The 19,181-nt window shown below is 44.8% G+C and carries 21 protein-coding genes; 9 read left to right on the top strand and 12 right to left on the bottom strand.

Annotated elements, in window-relative coordinates; all coding sequences use genetic code 11:
* Window positions 1-1,245: GGDEF domain-containing response regulator (locus ACQEXR_RS18535; RefSeq protein WP_427020889.1), on the top strand; the 1,245-nt coding region annotated here is incomplete at its 5' end.
* 33 nt (window positions 1,246-1,278) lie between these two features.
* On the opposite strand, the gene nqrM is transcribed toward ACQEXR_RS18535, so the two are convergent.
* The 9 genes from nqrM to bolA form a co-directional block, all read right to left on the bottom strand.
* Window positions 1,279-1,512 carry a (Na+)-NQR maturation NqrM gene (gene nqrM / locus ACQEXR_RS18530; protein ID WP_138973485.1) on the bottom strand — a complete coding sequence of 78 codons (234 nt, stop codon included), beginning with the start codon at window positions 1,510-1,512 and terminating at the stop codon, window positions 1,279-1,281.
* A 22-nt stretch (window positions 1,513-1,534) separates the two neighbouring features.
* The gene (locus ACQEXR_RS18525) at window positions 1,535-2,539 is read right to left on the bottom strand and encodes an FAD:protein FMN transferase (protein WP_427020888.1); all 1,005 of its coding nucleotides are present in this window, start codon (window positions 2,537-2,539) and stop codon (window positions 1,535-1,537) included.
* Between the two features lie 132 nt (window positions 2,540-2,671).
* A complete protein-coding gene (gene nqrF / locus ACQEXR_RS18520; protein ID WP_426952248.1) occupies window positions 2,672-3,895 on the bottom strand; it encodes an NADH:ubiquinone reductase (Na(+)-transporting) subunit F in 1,224 nt (407 codons plus the stop codon).
* A gap of 33 nt (window positions 3,896-3,928) precedes the next feature.
* Complete coding sequence (nqrE, locus tag ACQEXR_RS18515; RefSeq protein WP_005436652.1) at window positions 3,929-4,525, bottom strand: NADH:ubiquinone reductase (Na(+)-transporting) subunit E; 597 nt, start codon at window positions 4,523-4,525, stop codon at window positions 3,929-3,931.
* Window positions 4,526-4,532: 7 nt separating this feature from the next.
* Window positions 4,533-5,165 carry an NADH:ubiquinone reductase (Na(+)-transporting) subunit D gene (locus tag ACQEXR_RS18510; RefSeq protein WP_426952249.1) on the bottom strand — a complete coding sequence of 211 codons (633 nt, stop codon included), beginning with the start codon at window positions 5,163-5,165 and terminating at the stop codon, window positions 4,533-4,535.
* On the bottom strand, window positions 5,165-5,935 hold the full coding sequence (locus ACQEXR_RS18505; RefSeq protein WP_426952250.1) for a Na(+)-translocating NADH-quinone reductase subunit C: 771 nt from the start codon (window positions 5,933-5,935) through the stop codon (window positions 5,165-5,167). The genes ACQEXR_RS18510 and ACQEXR_RS18505 overlap by 1 nt, the downstream gene beginning before the upstream one ends.
* On the bottom strand, window positions 5,925-7,169 hold the full coding sequence (locus ACQEXR_RS18500; protein WP_426952251.1) for an NADH:ubiquinone reductase (Na(+)-transporting) subunit B: 1,245 nt from the start codon (window positions 7,167-7,169) through the stop codon (window positions 5,925-5,927). The genes ACQEXR_RS18505 and ACQEXR_RS18500 overlap by 11 nt, the downstream gene beginning before the upstream one ends.
* Before the next feature lie 6 nt (window positions 7,170-7,175).
* Window positions 7,176-8,516, bottom strand: a complete 1,341-nt coding sequence (locus tag ACQEXR_RS18495; protein WP_426952263.1) for a Na(+)-translocating NADH-quinone reductase subunit A — start codon at window positions 8,514-8,516, stop codon at window positions 7,176-7,178.
* 432 nt (window positions 8,517-8,948) lie between these two features.
* The gene (gene bolA, locus ACQEXR_RS18490; protein WP_426952252.1) at window positions 8,949-9,257 is read right to left on the bottom strand and encodes a transcriptional regulator BolA; all 309 of its coding nucleotides are present in this window, start codon (window positions 9,255-9,257) and stop codon (window positions 8,949-8,951) included.
* A gap of 137 nt (window positions 9,258-9,394) precedes the next feature.
* Between bolA and ACQEXR_RS18485 the strand changes: the two genes are divergently transcribed.
* From ACQEXR_RS18485 to ACQEXR_RS18470, 4 genes are all read left to right on the top strand, one after another.
* A complete protein-coding gene (locus ACQEXR_RS18485; RefSeq protein WP_426952254.1) occupies window positions 9,395-10,525 on the top strand; it encodes a methyltransferase in 1,131 nt (376 codons plus the stop codon).
* Window positions 10,526-10,585: 60 nt separating this feature from the next.
* The gene (locus ACQEXR_RS18480) at window positions 10,586-11,155 is read left to right on the top strand and encodes a YajG family lipoprotein (RefSeq protein ID WP_426952255.1); all 570 of its coding nucleotides are present in this window, start codon (window positions 10,586-10,588) and stop codon (window positions 11,153-11,155) included.
* Window positions 11,155-11,700, top strand: a complete 546-nt coding sequence (locus ACQEXR_RS18475) for a peptidylprolyl isomerase (RefSeq protein ID WP_426952257.1) — start codon at window positions 11,155-11,157, stop codon at window positions 11,698-11,700. The genes ACQEXR_RS18480 and ACQEXR_RS18475 overlap by 1 nt, the downstream gene beginning before the upstream one ends.
* Window positions 11,701-11,771: 71 nt before the next feature.
* Window positions 11,772-13,163, top strand: a complete 1,392-nt coding sequence (locus tag ACQEXR_RS18470) for an AmpG family muropeptide MFS transporter (protein ID WP_331416152.1) — start codon at window positions 11,772-11,774, stop codon at window positions 13,161-13,163.
* 52 nt (window positions 13,164-13,215) lie between these two features.
* Here the strand turns inward: ACQEXR_RS18470 and ACQEXR_RS18465 are convergent, their stop codons facing one another.
* From ACQEXR_RS18465 to ACQEXR_RS18455, 3 genes are all read right to left on the bottom strand, one after another.
* On the bottom strand, window positions 13,216-13,878 hold the full coding sequence (locus ACQEXR_RS18465) for a ChrR family anti-sigma-E factor (RefSeq protein WP_426952258.1): 663 nt from the start codon (window positions 13,876-13,878) through the stop codon (window positions 13,216-13,218).
* Window positions 13,875-14,459 (bottom strand): sigma-70 family RNA polymerase sigma factor, encoded by a 585-nt coding sequence (locus ACQEXR_RS18460; RefSeq protein ID WP_331416154.1) that lies wholly within the window; start codon window positions 14,457-14,459, stop codon window positions 13,875-13,877. The genes ACQEXR_RS18465 and ACQEXR_RS18460 overlap by 4 nt, the downstream gene beginning before the upstream one ends.
* Before the next feature lie 65 nt (window positions 14,460-14,524).
* On the bottom strand, window positions 14,525-15,097 hold the full coding sequence (locus ACQEXR_RS18455; protein ID WP_138973499.1) for an LON peptidase substrate-binding domain-containing protein: 573 nt from the start codon (window positions 15,095-15,097) through the stop codon (window positions 14,525-14,527).
* A gap of 345 nt (window positions 15,098-15,442) precedes the next feature.
* Between ACQEXR_RS18455 and ACQEXR_RS18450 the strand changes: the two genes are divergently transcribed.
* The 4 genes from ACQEXR_RS18450 (at window position 15,443) to csdA (ending at window position 19,108) form a co-directional block, all read left to right on the top strand.
* A complete protein-coding gene (locus tag ACQEXR_RS18450) occupies window positions 15,443-16,300 on the top strand; it encodes an outer membrane protein OmpK (RefSeq protein WP_426952260.1) in 858 nt (285 codons plus the stop codon).
* A 110-nt stretch (window positions 16,301-16,410) separates the two neighbouring features.
* Window positions 16,411-17,298 (top strand): 2-dehydropantoate 2-reductase, encoded by an 888-nt coding sequence (gene panE, locus ACQEXR_RS18445; protein ID WP_426952261.1) that lies wholly within the window; start codon window positions 16,411-16,413, stop codon window positions 17,296-17,298.
* Complete coding sequence (locus ACQEXR_RS18440) at window positions 17,298-17,897, top strand: DJ-1 family glyoxalase III (protein ID WP_331418440.1); 600 nt, start codon at window positions 17,298-17,300, stop codon at window positions 17,895-17,897. The genes panE and ACQEXR_RS18440 overlap by 1 nt, the downstream gene beginning before the upstream one ends.
* Window positions 17,897-19,108 carry a cysteine desulfurase CsdA gene (csdA, locus tag ACQEXR_RS18435; protein WP_426952262.1) on the top strand — a complete coding sequence of 404 codons (1,212 nt, stop codon included), beginning with the start codon at window positions 17,897-17,899 and terminating at the stop codon, window positions 19,106-19,108. Before ACQEXR_RS18440 ends, csdA begins: the two co-directional genes overlap by 1 nt.
* The last annotated feature ends 73 nt before the right edge of the window (window positions 19,109-19,181 follow it).

Here is a 19,181-nt window from a genome sequence, read left to right as displayed (position 1 = left end):
TTGAACAATAAAGTCTTGGTTGTAGAGGATAGTCGCGCTTACCAAAATTTCTTAAAACAGCAGCTCACTACTTTAGGCTGTCATGTCTGCTGTGCAGAATCTTTTGCACAGGCCGAAGAGTTATTGCAACGGCACAAGGAGTTTCGCTTCGCTGTTCTTGATTACTGCCTACCCGATGCCCAAGATGGTGAGGTTATTGACCTTGTCCTCTCATACCAGCAAAAAGTCATCGTATTAACAGCGACCTTTAACGACCAAGCACGCGAACGATTTATTGCAAAGGGGGTTCTGGACTACATATTGAAAGACAGCATGGCATCCATCTCCTACCTACTTCCTCTAGCTAAACGGCTTATTAATAACAGCAAACACCACGCCCTCATTGTTGATGACTCAGCGACAGTCCGACGCCATGTGACACAGTTGCTCGAACATCAGTACATTCGCACCACGCAGGCGGAAAACGGTCAAGTTGCACTCGAAAAACTGCAAAGCTGTTCCGATATCACATTTGTTATCACTGATCATGACATGCCGGTTAAAGATGGCATATCCATGACTCGTGAAATGCGCCAGATGTACGATAAGAACCAACTCGCCATCATAGAGCTATCTGGCAACGAATCGAAAACCCTTACCGCCCAGTTTCTAAAAGCGGGAGCGAATGACTTTCTCACCAAGCCATTTAATCAAGAAGAGTTTTACTGTCGGGTTCACCAGTTGCTTGATATGAAGGAAGCAACCGATGAGTTACACAAACTCGCTAATCAAGACGTTCTCACAGGGTTGTGGAATCGAAGATTTCTCTTTAGTCAGGCTTGCTCTGGTTGTCAGCTACGTAACATTGCAATGATTGATATCGACCTATTCAAACAGGTCAATGACAATTATGGTCATGACGGGGGCGATGCTGCTCTTAAAACAGTCGCAAATATCCTGAAGATATATTTTCCTGATGATGTCGTGGTGCGTTTTGGTGGGGAAGAGTTTTGTATTCAATCGTGCACGCCATACGATGATTTCATCAATCGCATTGAAAACATGAGACAACGTGTCGAGAAAACCCCAGTAGAGCATAATGGAAATACCATACTTGTTACTGTCAGCATAGGCATAAGTAGTATCACTGGGGACATTCATGACCAAATTAAGATCGCTGATGATCGCTTATATATGGCGAAGAAGCTGGGACGTAACCGGACTATTTTCACCGACGAAATGTTAAAAAAAACACCAGTCGAGTGACTGGTGTTTGTGTTTTGTATTAACAGGACGGGACTAAGCGATGCGGTCTTTTTCCCATGCGGCTAGCTTTTCTTGACGGGCCGCCTCACGTGCTTCACGCTTCTTACGTGCATCACATGGTTCAGGACAGTTACATACCTTTTCGATACCAACCGCACCTAAGCCACCACAGCTACCTTTAACAACTTTCTTCTGAATGATATAGCCTATGGACATCGCTGCAATCACGGCCATAAACACACCAAATGTAATCAAAAATGTACTCATAATGACATTCTCACTAGGATTATTATTTGTTTGTATATGGTTTATAAGCTGAAGAGGCAAGCTCTTTAAAACCATCTTCTGTTTTAACAATCATAAGAACGGGAATGTTGTTTTGTTCAGCAACTTCCATTCCTCGTTCTTCACCTAATACCATCAGTCCTGTTGCTAGACCATCTGCGGTCATGGACGATTTATCTAGAACCGTTACAGAAACCACTTTGTGACTGATCGGCTTACCAGTTTCTGGGTTGATAATGTGTGAGTAGCGAATACCATCACGCTCAAAGTAATTGCGGTAGTCACCTGACGTCGCAACTGCCATATCACCCGGTTCAATAATCTCTTGAATCGCACGTTCTTCTACAGAAGGCTTCTCAATAGCAATACGCCAAGCCACACCTTCGCGGTTTAAGCCTTTAAGACGCATCTCACCACCGACTTCTACCATGTAATTCTGGATGCCTTGAGACTGGATGTAATCAGCCACAACATCAACACCCCACCCTTTAGCAATTGTAGACAAATCTACGTAAAGGTTAGGAATGTCTTTAGATAGGGTATTACCCTCAACACTTAGATGTTGAATACCTGTTCTCGCTTTGCGCGCAGATAGTTCTTCATCTGAAGGCACAACTTCTGGTCTACCTTCAGGACCAAAGCCCCATAGGTTAACTAGTGGACCGACGGTAACATCAAGAGCGCCTTGAGTTAGACCGTTGAGACGAATCGCTTCTTTCACAACGATAGCGGTTTGCGGAGAAACCGCAAATGCCTGCGATGACTCACTTTGGTTAAAGCGACTCAACTCTGAATCTTTGCGGTATGTCGACATTTGATCGTTAACTTCTTCAAGCAAACGATCAATTTCTTTCTGAAGAGCTTCTGGTGTTGGCTGCCCTTGTGCTGAAATGTATTTAATATTGTATGTCGTGCCCATCGTCGGGCCACTTAGATGGATCTGCTCAGCTGATTTTTCACAACCAGCTAGAACTAACAGAGAAGCAAATGCAACAAGCCACTTTTTCACTTGTTAGACTCCTGTATATTGAGGAACGGGAATAGCACATACGTTGAGATATAACGTATCGACTATTACCACTCTAAAACAACAATGGCTGGCTCGATTGAGCCAGCCATAAATTACAACTACTTAGGTAGATTAACCACCGAAGTCATCTAGAAGAATGTTTTCATCTTCCACACCGAGATCTTTCAGCATACCGATTACGGCTGCGTTCATCATAGGTGGACCACACATGTAGTATTCACAATCTTCAGGAGCGTCATGATCCCTTAGGTAGTTTTCGTACAATACGTTGTGGATGAAGCCTGTGTAACCATCCCAGTTATCTTCTGGCATTGGATCAGACAGAGCACAGTGCCATACGAAGTTGTCATTTTCTGCTTGTAGGCCATCGAAATCTTCTACGTAGAACATTTCACGCTTAGAGCGCGCACCGTACCAGAACGACATCTTACGAGTAGACTTAAGACGCTTAAGTTGGTCGAAGATATGTGAACGCATTGGCGCCATACCCGCACCACCACCGATGAAGACCATCTCGTTGTCTGTATCTTTAGCAAAGAACTCACCAAATGGACCAGAAATAGTACACTTGTCGCCTTCTTTTAGAGACCAGATGAACGAAGACATGATACCTGGTGGTACATCAGGATTATTAGGCGGCGGCGTAGCGATACGCACGTTCAGCATAATAATGCCTTCTTCTTCAGGGTAGTTAGCCATTGAGTAAGCACGAATTGTCTCTTCGTTTACCTTAGACTCGTAGCGGAACAGGTTGAATTTGTCCCAGTCTTCACGGTATTCCTCTGGAATATCGTAATCAGCGTATTTAACGTGGTGAGCAGGTGCTTCAATCTGGATGTAACCACCAGCACGGAAAGGTACTGATTCGCCATCTGGAATTTGCAGCTTAAGCTCTTTGATGAATGTCGCTTTGTTATCGTTAGAGATAACTGTACATTCCCACTTCTTAACACCGAAGATCTCTTCAGGTAGCTCGATGTCCATGTCAGTTTTCATTGCAACCTGACACGCTAGACGCTCACCTTCGCGCGCTTCACCTTTAGTAATATGGTCAAGCTCGGTTGGTAGAATGTCACCACCGCCTGATTTAATTTTTACGCGACACTGACCACATGAGCCACCGCCACCACAAGCAGAAGATACGAATACACCAGCACCTGCTAGAGCACCCAGAAGCTTACCGCCTGGCTGAGTAACGATCGCCAAAGAAGGGTCATCGTTCACAGAAATTGTAATGTCACCTGTTGGTACAAGCTTAGACTTAGCGAAAAGAATCACTAGAACTAGAGCCAGTACGATCAGAGTAAACATCACGACACCAAGAATAATGTCCATTGACTATTCCTTAATTGTTGCGGTTTACCCGACTTACAGTTGAACACCAGAGAAAGACATAAAGCCTAACGCCATAAGACCTACAGTGATGAACGTGATACCTAGACCACGTAGACCAGGAGGTACGTCCGAATACTTCATCTTCTCACGGATACCTGCAAGCGCAACGATTGCTAGCATCCAACCCACACCAGAGCCAAAGCCGTAAACAACAGATTCAGCAAAGTTGTAGTCACGCTGCACCATGAAAGATACACCACCGAAGATCGCACAGTTTACTGTGATCAGCGGTAGGAAGATGCCAAGCGCGTTGTACAGAGGCGGGAAGAAACGGTCTAGAACCATCTCTAGAATCTGTACGAGTGCCGCAATTACACCGATAAAGGTGATGAAGTTAAGGAAGCTAAGATCCACACCTTCAACTAAAGCGTTCTCTTTAAGTACTAGGTTGTAAACTAGATTGTTTACCGGTACAGCAATGGTTAGTACTACGACTACCGCTACACCTAGACCAAATGAGGTCTTAACTTTCTTAGATACCGCAAGAAACGTACACATACCTAAGAAGAAAGACAGTGCCATGTTTTCGATGAAAATCGATTTAACTAGCAGACTAATGTAATGTTCCATGACGTCCTTACTCCTTCGCTTCTACTTGTTCAGGCTTGAGTATACGAATCGCCCAAATCATAAAGCCGATTAGGAAGAATGCAGATGGTGCTAATAGCATCAGACCGTTTGGCTGGTACCAACCACCATTGCTCACTAGAGGAAGTACTTCCATACCGAACAGTTTGCCAGAGCCAAACAGTTCACGGAAGAAACCAACAGTGATAAGAACGAAACCGTAACCAAGACCGTTACCAATACCATCGATCAGTGATGGAACTGGAGCAGACTTCATTGCGAATGCTTCAGCACGACCCATTACGATACAGTTAGTGATAATCAGACCTACGAATACAGATAGCTGTTTAGAGATATCGTATAGGTAAGCTTTTAGCACTTGGTCTACCACGATTACTAATGATGCGATGATCGCCATCTGAACGATGATACGTACGCTGTTAGGAATGTGGTTACGGATTAGAGATACACAGAAGTTAGACAGAGCAGTTACGAAGGTTACCGCTAGTGTCATAACAAATGCAGTCTCTAGCTTAGTTGTTACTGCAAGAGCAGAACAAACACCGAGAACCTGAAGCGCGATTGGGTTGTTATCCAATACAGGCGCTAGAATGCTCTTTTTAATGTTTTGTGCACTAGACATTAGTTCAGACCTCCGTCACGAACTTTTGCTAGGAATGGACCAAAGCCCATGTCGCCTAACCAGAAGTCAAATGTGTGTTGAACACCGTTACTAGTTAGTGTTGCACCTGATAGGCCATCGACACCGTGCTCAGAACCTGCTGGTGCACCACCTTTAACCACTTTAATCGCTGGCTTGTGGTTGTCATCAAACAACTTCTTGCCTACGAATTGAGCACGCCAAGATGGGTTTTCAACTTCACCACCTAGTCCAGGAGTTTCACCCTGCTCGTAGTATGTGATACCTGATACGGTGTTACCGTCAGTTTCAACAGCAACAAATGCATACATCATTGACCACAGGCCGTTACCGTGAACAGGTAAAATAACCTTAGATACTGCGTTGCCATCTTTAACTAGGTAAACAACACCTGTGTTAGCACGACGTAAGATCTTAGCTTTGTCGTCTTGAGCTGAAAGCTTAATCGACTCTGCTGGATCTTTCGCTGCTTTACGTTGATCGTAAGTCGCAGCGTCGCCATCAACAAACTCACCTGTTTCAAAGTTAACTAGGCGCGGCTCGATGAACTCAGCAAACAGCTCAGGTATTTTTTTACCTTGCGCTTCAATGCCTGCAACTTCAACGATCTTAGTTTGCTTATCTAGTACAGCGTTAGCTTTTTGCTTGTCGCGTAGACCCACGGCTGCTGTTGATACGATGATTGAACAAACAAGGCTCAACCCGATAACAACACCCAGCGTCTTTTTAATGCTGTCGTTATTACTTGCCATAGCGTGCTTGTCTCCGCTTGATGTTCTTCTCGATAACTACATGGTCGAACAGAGGTGCAAACAAGTTCGCAAATAGAATCGCCAGCATCATACCTTCTGGGTATGCAGGGTTAACTACACGAATCATTACACACATCGCGCCGATCAATGCGCCGTACCACCATTTACCTTTGTTAGTAAATGAAGCCGATACTGGGTCGGTTGCCATAAAGAACATACCGAATGCAAAACCACCTAGAACTAGGTGCCAGTGCCATGGCATGTTGAACATTGGGTTAGTATCAGAACCGATTACATTGAACAGAGTTGCTGTTGCAATCATACCAATCATTACACCCGCAATGATGCGCCATGAAGCAATTCTCATGTAAACGATCATCGCTGCACCGATCATAAGTGCTAGTGTTGATACTTCACCAATTGAACCTGGGATGTTACCGATGAAAGCATCCATCCAAGTAATTGGAGCACCTGTTACTGCATTAACTAGAGCGCCGTTACCACCTTGTGCCCATTGGCTTAGTGCAGTTGCACCGGAGAAGCCATCAGCTGCAGTCCATACTACGTCACCTGAGATTTGCGCAGGGTAGGCGAAGAACAGGAACGCACGGCCAGCAAGTGCTGGGTTAAGGAAGTTACGACCTGTACCACCAAAGATCTCTTTAGCAACAACAACACCGAAGGTAATACCTAGTGCAGCTTGCCATAGAGGTAATGTTGGTGGAACGATAAGTGCAAATAGAATAGAAGTAACAAAGAAACCTTCGTTAACTTCATGCTTACGCACCATACAGAACAGTACTTCCCAGAAGCCACCAACGATAAATACCGTTGCATAGATAGGTAGGAAGTAAGTTGCACCAAGAATCATCTTACTGCCAACGCCAGCATCAGCGGCCAATGTGCCACCTAGCATTTCCGTTAGCCAGTAGTGCCAGTTACCAGCAACAACTGCTGCTAGCTGATCACCAGCGTACATGTGATTTAGTGCTGCGATAGCTTGGCCACCCGCGTTGTACATACCCCAGAACATTGCTGGGAATACCGCGAACCAAACCATGATCATGATGCGTTTTAGGTCAACGCTGTCACGAACGTGCGAGCTTTTTTTCGTCACTAGACCTGGCGTGTAGAACAGAGTCGCTGCTGCTTCGTAAAGCGCAAACCACTTCTCATGTTTACCACCTGGTTCAAAGTGATGCTCGATGTCTTCAATAAACTTTTTAAGACCCATGAAAAATTACCCTTCCTTCTCAATGATATCTAGGCATTCACGAAGTAACGCACCGTACTCGTATTTACCAGGACACACAAAGGTACACAATGCTAAGTCTTCTTCGTCTAGTTCAAGAGCACCCAGTGCAATAGCACTGTCAGTATCACCTGCACAAAGATCACGAAGTAGCAGAGTTGGCTCCATATCAAGAGGCATTACGCGTTCGTAGTTGCCAATTGGAACCATTGAACGATCACTACCATTCGTCGTCGTTGTCATATTAAACAACTGACCTTTGAAGATGTGACCTAGGAACGAGCGAGTAACCGAGAACTTATTCTTACCAGGCGTAGCCCAACCGAACAGTTCTTTTTCACGGCCTTCACGTAATACAGAAACCTGTACGTGGTAACGACCAAGGTAAGCGTGAGGACCAGTTGCATGAGTACCTGTAAGTACTGAACCAGAAATCACACGAACTTCACCTGGCATTAACTCGCTATCTGTAATGTCTTCAAGGCTTGCGCCAATAGACGTACGAACTAGACGAGGGTTATTTACCACTGGGCCAGCCAGAGAAATAACACGGTCAGTGTAAAGTTCACCAGTTAGGAACAACTTACCAAACGCAATAACGTCTTGGTAGTTGATACTCCACGCCACATTTTCTGCATTTACTGGGTATAGGAAATGCATGTGGGTGCCAGCCAGACCAGCTGGGTGAGGGCCATCAAATACATGCTCTTCAACATTAGATTGAGAAGAACGAGGAAGACTTGTACCAGATTTACATACGTAAACCTTGCCATCAGTCAGTGTTGAAAGCACATCTAAACCAGCAACAAATGCTTCTTGTTGTTCATTGATGATCAACTCAGGCTGAGCCGCCAATGGATTGGTATCCATAGCAGTTACGAAAATAGCCTTCGTAGAAGATTCGATTGCAGGTACCTTGCTGAACGGACGAGTACGTAAAGCAGTCCAAAGACCTGAATCAACAAGCTGAGTTTTAACCGCTTCACGGTCAAGACCTGCTAGTTGGTCAGCTTCAAACTTATCGAATGTCACCTGCTCTTCGCCTGCAACTTCAATCACAACAGACTGAAGTACACGCTTAGCGCCACGGTTAACCTCGATCACTTTACCAGCTGCTGGTGAAGTAAATTTCACTCCCGGATTCTTCTTATCTTCAAAAAGAACTTGAGCTTTCTTTACTTCATCGCCTACGCGGACATGCATAGTAGGACGCATGCCGACGTACTCTTCGCCAAGCAAGGCGACTTTTTTGATGGTCTTACCATCATTAATCACCTGGGTAGGAGTTCCTGCGATAGGCAGGTCCAAACCCTTCTTTATTGTAATCATACGCACTTGCACTACTTTTATCGGGAAAAAGATTCTTTGATTGCGTAACTTTTAGACACGACACTAGTGTCCGGTTTCGGCGCTGTTTTAAACACCAAAATCGCAACATCCTATTAATAATCTCGTCACAAGAAATCGGCGAGATTTATCAGGTGCGATAGTCTAGCATCTTTTGGGAAGTTGATGCCATGACCAATGCAGGGAATAAGGTACATATTTCGAAGGAATTGAGTTTAAAAGGCTAAGGAATAGTCATAAGTTTGAGCCATCGCACAAACAGAAATAGCCATAAAAAGAGTAATGGCACTACATATTCACATCGTGAAACATTCTTATTTAAAACTAACCACTGTATTTATTTGTTTCTATGTTGTTAACAATACCTCTTTGGGACTAACTAAAAAGGGCAGCCATGCTACCCTTTTTCAGCAGTTATTTGTCACCACCCATACACATAGGACTGTCCGGCGCGATTTGATTGTGTTGCTGCCATTCGTGCTCTGTGTAGGTGTGCATCGATAACGCATGTATGTGGTTTGCCAGTTCCTCAGCCAGTGTTTGGTTCACTTGTCGATGGCGAGCAATCAGCCTTAATCCCTCAAACTTCTCACTCACAATCACCACTTTAAAGTGGCTTTCTGAACCGGCTGGCACATTGTGCATATAGCTCTCGTTCACAACACTTAGGTAGCTAGGTTCAAATGTATCTGTAAGTTTGCTTTCTATTATTTCCTGCAGCATTGCACTTTACCATCAGACTAAACAACATAATGGGCTAGATAATAGTCGCCTTAAGCGGAAAGCTAAAGGTTTTAGTTTTCACAACCGCAGCGTTTTGCGACAATTCCCCCAATGACCGATAACCTTGCGTTGCTATTATGATTACTGAGCTTTCACTGCATGAGCGAACCCTTTCTTTATTCCGATACCCAAAGAGAAACAACGAAACTCTTCAGGCATGGGATGCGGGAGACGAATACCTAATCAACCATGTTGAAGATATGGGACTCGAGCCCAACCAGCATATCTTAATCGTCAACGACAACTTTGGAGCACTCAGTTGCTGGTTTAGTGACAAACATCGTATCACTATGATGAGTGACTCGTTTATTTCTCAGCAAGGTACTCTTGCAAACATACAACACAATCAGTGCCCTAGCGTCGACTTCATAACAACTATGGATGAAGTACCAGCCGATGTAGATTTGGTTTTGCTTCAGTTACCCAAAAGCAATAGGCACCTAATTTGGCAACTCAGTCAGTTGCGTCAAACACTGAACGAGACAATTCCTGTTATTGCGGTCAACAAAGCAAAAGAGATCCACTCCTCGACACTTAAGCTTTTTGAAAAACATCTGGGTGAAACAAAAACCTCACTTGCTTGGAAAAAACACCGTCTAGTCTTTAGTTCAGCAAATAGTGCTAATGCCACCCAAGTCTCTGCCAATACTCAATGGTCAGTAGAAAAAGAGAACATTACGCTAAACAATCTGCCAAATGTCTATTCAGGAGAAAGCTTAGATTTGGGCGCTCGCTTTATGCTTGAGCATTTACCAACAAACCAAAATCTTAAACATGTGGTCGATCTAGGTTGCGGTAACGGTGTCCTTTCCGTAAAAATGGGACAACTAAACCCACAAATTAAATTAACCTGTGTTGATGAGAGCTTTATGGCGGTCGAGTCGGCTCGACACAACCTCCTAACCAATCTTGGTAGTGATAGAGAAATAGAGTGCGTTGCGAATAACTGTTTAGATGGAATGACGGCGAGCGATGTGGATATGGTCATGTGTAATCCCCCATTTCATCAGCAGCAAGCTATCACCGATCATATTGCATGGCAGATGTTCTGTGATGCAAAGCAAATTCTTACTGTTGGTGGGCAATTATTAGTTATCGGTAACCGTCACCTCGGCTACGATGGAAAGCTATCTAGGCTATTTGGTAAGTCAAACGTCAAAGTGGTCGCTGCCAATAAGAAATTTGTTATTTTACAAGCGACTAAATAGTCCTCTATTATCTGTTTACGTTTGTATAAGCTCGCAGAGTTACAAAGAAAGGAAATTACAATGAGAAAACTGGTTCTAGTCGCGTCAATGGCACTACTTACTGCGTGTTCAGCTCCGCAGCAAGAGCAAATTAATTTTATGCCTAAGGCTGTCCTTAGCAACAGCGATCTTGTTCAAGATGCGGCATTTACGCTAACCAGTAAAGACGTGCGTTCTGCACAATACGTTGCTCTTGTCGATAGCGGTCGTTCAAATATTGAACCGATTCATTCTAAACAAAACGTACGTATCTCAATTGAAAATGCGCTATTGGAGCAGTTCCAGTCACAAGGTTTCCGCACTACCGTCAATAGTGAAAACTCAATTGAAGTCGAAGTTCAAGAAGCCTTAGTGTCCGTTCAGCACACTGTGATGGAAAACCAGATGGATGGTAAGGTAGTCATTGAAATCACGGCTGAAACGCCACAAGGTAAACTGGTTAAGACCTACACTGGTACAGCGAAGCGCACCGGGGCGCTCAGTGCTTCTAACGAAGAAATTGAAGTTGTTCTTAATGACGTCATCAACTTAGTTCTTCAAGAAGTGGCCAACGACCGTGAACTTCAGAATTACATGCAGGAGCGTTTCTAATGTTGAAAATGGCATTTGCCTCACTCGCATTAGTCAGTTCACTTGCGCTAGCGGGTCCGAAGGTAGAGTTTGAAACAAACCTAGGCTCTTTTACAGTCGAGCTAAATGAAAACAAAGCACCGATTACCGTTGCTAACTTTATTAAGTATGTCAACGATGGCAGCTACGTCGGTTCTCAGTTCCATCGAGTCATTCCTGGCTTTATGGCTCAGGGAGGAGGTTTTGATGAGAATATGAACCCCCTACCGACATACGCTCCTATCAAAAACGAAGCGTATAACGGGCTTAAAAATGATAGTGCGACCATTGCCATGGCACGTACTAATAACCCGGATTCAGCGACTCGACAGTTTTTTATCAATTATAAAGACAATGGTTTCTTGGATTATGATCAACGCCCACCTGGTTACGCTGTATTTGGCAAAGTGACACAAGGCTTTGACGTGATCCAAACTATGGCGAGCAAGCCCACTACAACCAAAGGGCGCTACCGCGATGTACCAGTAGAACCCATCATTATCACCAAAGCCACACTCATCAAATAATTATATTAGGCTCTACTTTGTTAGAGCCTTCTGTTTTCTTGCTGACCAAACGCTCAAACAAGGATTTGTGTATGTCTTCAGACTCTCCTTCTATGTCTTGGCTAGAGACGATTCGCAGTTATATGGACAAGCGCCTAATGTGGGTATTTATGCTTGGCTGTTCGAGCGGATTTCCTTGGGTTCTGATCGGTTCTAATATGTCAGGTTGGTTAAAAGACGCCGGACTCACACGTGCAGCAATAGGCTACTTTGGCAGCGTATTTGCCGTTTACGCCATTAATTTCCTGTGGGCACCACTCGTTGACCGAGTCCGTATTCCTCTTCTACATGCAATGCTCGGACAACGAAGAAGTTGGGTCTTTGTTTGTCAGTCAATTGTGCTAGTTTGTACCCTATTAATAGCCGGTGTCGACCCATCACAAAACCTAATGCTCACTTCAATGCTTGCTCTGGGTATCGCTATCTCGTCGGCAACTCAGGACATCGCCATTGATGCCTTTCGTATCGATACATTCCCTAAATCAGAGCCCTCTAAATTGCCACAAGCGTCAGCGATGGCGGTTATCGGTTGGTGGACGGGCTATTCGGTGCCAGGTTACTTAGCTTTTATCAACGCTGACTCTATTGGCTGGAATGGGGTTTACTATGGAATGGCGGCGATTGTCGTCCTACTAATGATTTTCACGCTCTTAGTTGGTGAGCCCAAAACTCAACGTGACGCGTTGCAAGCACAAGCCGAACAACGTCACAGCAAAGTCGTTGGTAACCGTATCGTCGCGTGGATCACGGTCACTGTCGTTGAACCTTTCCTCGATTTCTTCAGAAGTAACGGATTTAGAGTCGCAATCACCCTACTACTGTTTGTTTTCCTCTTTAAGATTGGAGAAGCTTTCTTAGGTCGAATGTCGATTACCTTCTATAAAGAAGTAGGCTTTACTAACGAGCAGATTGGTTACTATTCAAAACTGATTGGTTGGGGGCTCACAATTGTGTTCACCTTGATCGGCAGTATGGTTAACGTGAAGTTCGGTATCGTACGTGGCTTAATGATCGGTGGTATTGCCATGGCATCAAGTAACCTCATGTTTGCTTGGATAGCAAAAGTTGGGCCGAGCGAACAATTATTCTTAGCCACTTTGGTTGTCGATAACTTCACTTCTGCATTCTCAACCGTTGCCTTTGTGTCATTCTTGACAGTGGTCACAGGTCAAGCGTTCTCTGCTACTCAGTACGCTTTACTCGCCTCTTTAGGCAACTTCGGTAGAACAACACTCGCCTCTTTCTCGGGAGAACTGGTTGACTACCTCAACGACTGGTCAACCTTCTTCGTCCTGACGGCACTGATGGTAATACCGAGTTTGATTATGCTCTATTCGTTGCGCCATTATTTCACGGATATGTTAAACAGAGCTCAGCAGAGAGATTCTCAACAGGCAGATCAACAGGACACAGCACAACAATAGAAATAAAGGCTTGGTTTCTCACCAAGCCTTTTTTCTCGCATCAATTTTCTGACTAGGGATAAAGCCCCTTACCAAATAAGTTGAATACTCTGGCGACACCTTGAGTGAATATCATCGGCTGTGTGAGTACAGTCAAACACAAACAATCTTCACCCTGTTTAGTGTATGGGCTGTGTTTTACTGTTCCATCTTTGAACAAGAAGTCCCCCACTCCATAGTGCCCATCTTCATCGCTAAAGCTACCGTGAAGAACCAAGGTCGACTCCGTGCCTTTATGAGTGTGCTGGGGAATAGCCACATTTTCGCTAATGTACATCAGGTTAATTCTAGCATCTGGCGAGATGTCTATTGCCGCGCTAAATACCTTGCCTCCATAGCTCTTCCAATCACTGATCCGGTCTCTAAAACGCGATAGCGACAGAGGAAGACGAAAAGACTTGCCATTCACTTCAACAAACGTCGGCATGCGAGGAAGCCTCATAGGGTCACTGTTTTGCTCAAGAGCGACAATTTTGTCGAACATAGCATCGAAGTCATCTTTGACGCTAATATCGCTCGCCATTAGCTCTTCGCCGTATAGCTGTTCAAACCCGTTAACTTGGCTTCGACAGCGTGGACAACTTTCGATGTGGGTGGCTATCGTAAAAGCGCTCACATCATCCAACGTGCCTTGAGCGTATGCTTGCAAAACGGATTCATTTGGATGGTAACTCATAGTGTATCTGCCTCTATCGAAATTCGAAGTTTCTCTACTGCTAAGCGCAACCGTGACTTAACCGTTCCAAGGGGAATATCAAACATCTCTGCGACTTGCTGATGCGGTAACTCTTCCAAGTAAACTGCCTGTACGACTTTGCGTTGCGATTCCGGCAGCAAATCCAAATATTTAACCACCTGTTGTTTAAGTAGTTCGGCCTCAGGAGAATAATGTTCCACCATATCTGGCGGACAATAATCATTAGGCCAAAGGTCCTCAGAATGTATATGCGCATCCCTACCTTTCTGTTTACGCAAAATGTCAAAACAAAGGTTACGCGCTATCGTAAAAATCCATGTAGAAAGCGAACTCTTACTGCTATCAAATAACGCGCTTTTTTGCCATACGGTTGTCATCGCTTCTTGAACGACTTCTACGGCAATCTGCTCATTGCCCATATGCCTAAATGCAAATTGCTTGAGACGTGGAGAAAAATGACTAAAAACCAATGCAAACGCATGTTTGTCCTGCTGTTTCACTTTTTCCATACACTCAGCCCAATCTGCTTTGGTGAAAGCTTGGCTATCTGAATTGGCCATTTCGATATCCTTAAACGGTGCCCTTAGACAGTATATACGCTTCAATTCATGGAAAGATCATTGAGCTATTGGCTAAAGAGCGCTTTATTTAAAAACTGTATCGCCTCACGGCAATCACGCGCAGCAGCAAGATGATCAAACTGGCCTTTGGACAGCGGCAATATCTCAAGCCATCTTTGACTAACCCAGCTTGCATCATCCAGAAACTTTTGGTCATACAAGTTGCTCACTTCGGGGAAACGCTCATAAACCTGCGCGAGATGCTGAGCGACAGACTCCGTCTCGATACTAAGCTGTTCAACTTGCCAGTTGGGTAGCTTAGTCACTTTCGCATAGCGAAGACCATCATATTCAACACGCACCTGATCTATCTCGAATCTTTCTAATCCTGTCACTGTGATTCCTAACAGACCCGCGTCTAGCACTTCAAAATCGACGATTTGTGCCAGCGTCCCAATCTTAGATAGCTCATTTTCACCAGACTCTTTCGCCTTTTCAAACATACAGATGCCAAAAGTGCCATCCGCACGCATCGCTTGAGAGACTAAACGTTTATATCTCGACTCAAAAATTCTTAGTCGCATTTTTCCCTCAGGGAGAACTATTGAACTTAGAGGGAAAAGCATTACTTCGGCCATATAAAATCACTCCCAACCATTTTATTAACAGTTACGTTACAGGTCGCAAAAGCGATCATTAACCGAATGTGTTGAATAGTTGATAGACATTAAATTTAGAGTAAACGCTTGCGTAATCGATACCTGTTTCACTTTTTGTGCAACGGGATGAAAGTTCCATTGGAACGTTATTTTTTGCTTGCCAATGAGATGTAGATCACCTGTTTTATGTTTTTTTACATCGGTTGCACATGGTTTTTGAGATTTTTATCGATATTATTCACATCCATAAAGCACAGCTAAGATTGTGCAACTAAGTAAATATCGAACGAATATTGAAATTAACAAACATAGAGAGTTCCCACTATGCGTAAATCACTTTTAGCTCTAGGTGTTGTAGCAGCCATGTCTGCACCTGCAATGGCTGCTGACTATTCAGACGGCGACATTCACAAAAACGACTACAAATGGATGCAGTTCAACCTAATGGGTGCATTCAATGAAAAAGGTGTATCTGAATCAACTCACGATTACCTAGAGATGGAATTTGGTGGCCGTTCAGGCATCTTCGACCTTTACGGCTATGTTGATGTTTTCAACCTGACTTCTGAATCTGGTAGCGATAAAGCGAAATCAGAAAAAATCTTTATGAAGTTTGCACCTCGTATGTCTTTAGATGGCCTAACAGGCAAAGACCTATCATTTGGTCCTGTAAAAGAGCTTTACGTAGCTTCTATCATGGAATGGGGTGGCGGCGGCGCAACCAACTGCAATGCAACTGGTTGCATTGATGGTAGCCCAGGTGTTAACACACAAAAAATCGGTCTAGGTTCTGATGTAGAACTGCCTTGGTTTGGTAAAGTAGGCTTGAACCTATACGGTACATACGATTCAAACAAGAAAGACTGGAACGGTTACCAAATCTCGACTAACTGGTTTAAACCTTTCTACTTCTTTGAGAACGGATCATTCATCTCTTACCAAGGTTACATCGATTTCCAGTTTGGTATGGATACAGACAAAAAATACGCTACATCAAGTACTGGTGGTGGTATGTTTAACGGTATCTACTGGCACTCTGACCGCTTTGCGGTTGGTTACGGTCTAAAACTATACAATGATGTTTACGGTTTTGCAGACAACGAAGGTCTTCCTTGGAACTCAAGTCAGAAAGCAGAATCGTCAGGTGTAGGTCACTACCTAGCAGTTACTTACAAGTTCTAATTGAACTCATAAGTAAAAGAATCATAAATGGCACCTTAGGGTGCCATTTTTATTTGCTTTCTCTCTGTATAGCCTTATCCTTTTTGCCAAACCCACCAACTTGCGAACAGATGAATATTGTAGTTCTCGGCCCCGGCGCAATTGGCTCTCTTTGGACGTCTCATTTGCATACCGCCGGACACTCGGTCTCCGTTTGGTCCAGACAAACGACCCCAACGCTGTCTATTCAACTCGAACAGAATTCTCCCGTTCGTTTTGCTAACAACGTCATCGACTCACTAAGCAATGCTGATCTCATACTGGTGACACTTAAAGCACCTCAAGTAGCAAAGAGTTTAGCCTCCTTGGCGCAACACATTGCCGGAGAGGCCATGATCGTACTCATGCACAACGGGATGGGAACCGCAGAGAAAATATTGACCTTGCTGCCAAATAACCCACTGCTTATCGCCACAACGACTCACGGTGCGCTTCGAGATAGTCACGGCACTGTCCGCCATACTGGCCACGGCAATACCCAAATAGGCGGATATAATATCGCAGGCAAACGCTGCGAATTCCTCGCCGAAGTGCTTCAACACAGCTTGCCGGAAGTCAGATGGAATCCAAATATTCTTAGCGCATTGTGGAACAAATTGGCGATTAACTGTGCCATCAATCCCCTATCGGCGATAAATCAAGTTCCAAATGGGAGACTTGCTGACCCGCAGTTTGCACTAACCATAGATGCAGTGGTGGAAGAAGTCGCCCAAGTCATGTCGGCAGAAGGGGTAGAAACCACCAAAGAGGAAGTTGCAGCCAACGTTCTCAAAGTGATACAAGCGACGGCAAATAACTTATCGTCGATGAATCAGGATATTGTTCATAAACGCCAAAGCGAGATAGACTTTATCACAGGATACTTGCTCGAAAGGGCACAGTGTCATGGTATCCCTACACCAGTAAATCGTACTCTCTATGACGAAATCAAAAACATAGAACAAAGTTGGAATCAATAATGACAAAGAAAGTCCTCGTCCCTATCGCACCCGGCACAGAAGAAATGGAAGCCGTTACCATCATCGATACGATGGTCAGGGCTGGCTATGAAACCATTGTTGCGAGTGCAGATTTCGATGGTCAGTTAACCATGAAAGCATCACGAGGAGTAACGCTGACCGCTGATTGCAAGTTGGTTGATATCGCTGACGATGAATTTGATGCGGTGATCCTGCCAGGCGGAGTGCAAGGCGCAGAAACATTCCGTGACAGTACGGTGCTGGTTGAAATCGTTCGACAACAAATGTACGAAGGCAAGCTCGTCGCTGCGATTTGTGCTGCACCCGCTTTAGTCCTTGCTCACCATGGTCTTTATCCCGACGCACTGATGACTTGCCACCCTAGTTTTGAAAGCCACATCCCCGCTCAAAACTGGCGTGTAAAGCGCGTGACTTACGATACCAATCATAACCTTTTAACCAGCCAAGGACCGGGGACCGCACTTGAGTTCGCGATGGAAGTAATCATAAATCTCTCAGGTAAAGCACACGCATGGAGTGTCGCAGAACCAATGGTCACTATGCCTACCTTGCAGTACCACAATCTAGGTGAAGAGTAATGTTTGATGTCCAGCAAATCGCGGCGCAGTTTCCTGCACTGAAGCAGCAGATCAATCAACAAAGGCTGGTTTATCTAGATAGTGCAGCGACTACACAAAAACCTCAATGTGTCATAGACGCCATCTCTCACTATTACAGCCAGCAAAATGCCAACGTTCACCGCGGCAGCCACAGCTTGACCGCTCAAGCCACCAGCCAATTTGAGAGTGCTCGTGAAACAGTGGCCCGCTTTATCGGAGCGAACTCCAGTAAAGAGATAATCTGGACTCGTGGGGCAACTGAAGCGCTCAATCTCATCGCTCAAACTTATGCGCGAAGCACACTCAAGCCTGGTGATGAAATACTGGTTGGTGAGATGGAACATCACGCCAACATAGTACCTTGGCAAATCGTGGCACAACAGACTGGCGCCAAAGTCGTTAAAATTCCCATGACAGCACAGTGTCAACTGGATCTCTCCGCATTTGATTCTTTGCTAAGCGCTAAGAGCAAAATCGTCGCTGTGGCTCATATCACCAACGTAACAGGGACTCGACAACCAATCGAAGAGATCATCACGCGCTCTCACACAGCAGGAGCTGTGGTGGTGGTTGATGGTGCTCAGGGAATTGTCCATGAGTCTGTCGATGTGTCAAAACTGGGTGCCGACTTTTACGTTTTCTCTGGTCATAAGCTCTATGCACCAGCAGGGATCGGAGTGCTATTTGGAAAGCAGGCTCTGTTAGAGGCGATGCCACCTTGGCATGGTGGCGGAAAAATGGTTGAACGTGTCTCTTTTGAAGGTACGACATTTAGCGAACTACCAGGTAAATTTGAAGCTGGCACGCCTAATGTAGCAGGTGCGATCGCACTGTCCACCGCCATCGATTGGTATCAAGGATTAGATCATCAAAAACTTGAGGGGCATATTCATCACTTAGTGACTCTGGCTAAATCAGGGTTACAACAACTTGATGATGTCCGTATCCTCGGCTACCAAGACCATTCATCGGTGATCTCGTTTATTATCGAGGGAGTCCACCATCAAGACGTTGCCACTCTACTCGATCAGCAAGCTATCGCGGTAAGAGCAGGTAATCACTGTGCTCATCCGCTTATGGATGCCCTCGGAGTTAAAGGCACCATTCGCGCTTCTTTTGCCGCCTACAACACAGTTGAAGATGTCGAGAGACTCGTTGCAGCTGTAGCGAAAGCGGTAGATATGTTGTAGCGAGAAGCGAGAAGCGAGAAGCGAGAAGCGAGAAGCGAGAAGCGAGAAGCGAGAAGCGAGAAGCGAGAAGCGA

Origin of the sequence: Vibrio sp. TRT 2004 (genome assembly GCF_050113735.1) — a bacterium.
Classification (GTDB): Bacteria; Pseudomonadota; Gammaproteobacteria; order Enterobacterales; family Vibrionaceae; genus Vibrio.
The sequence above is the reverse complement of the archived record's forward strand: the minus strand, read 5'-3'. Positions and strand labels throughout refer to the sequence as shown.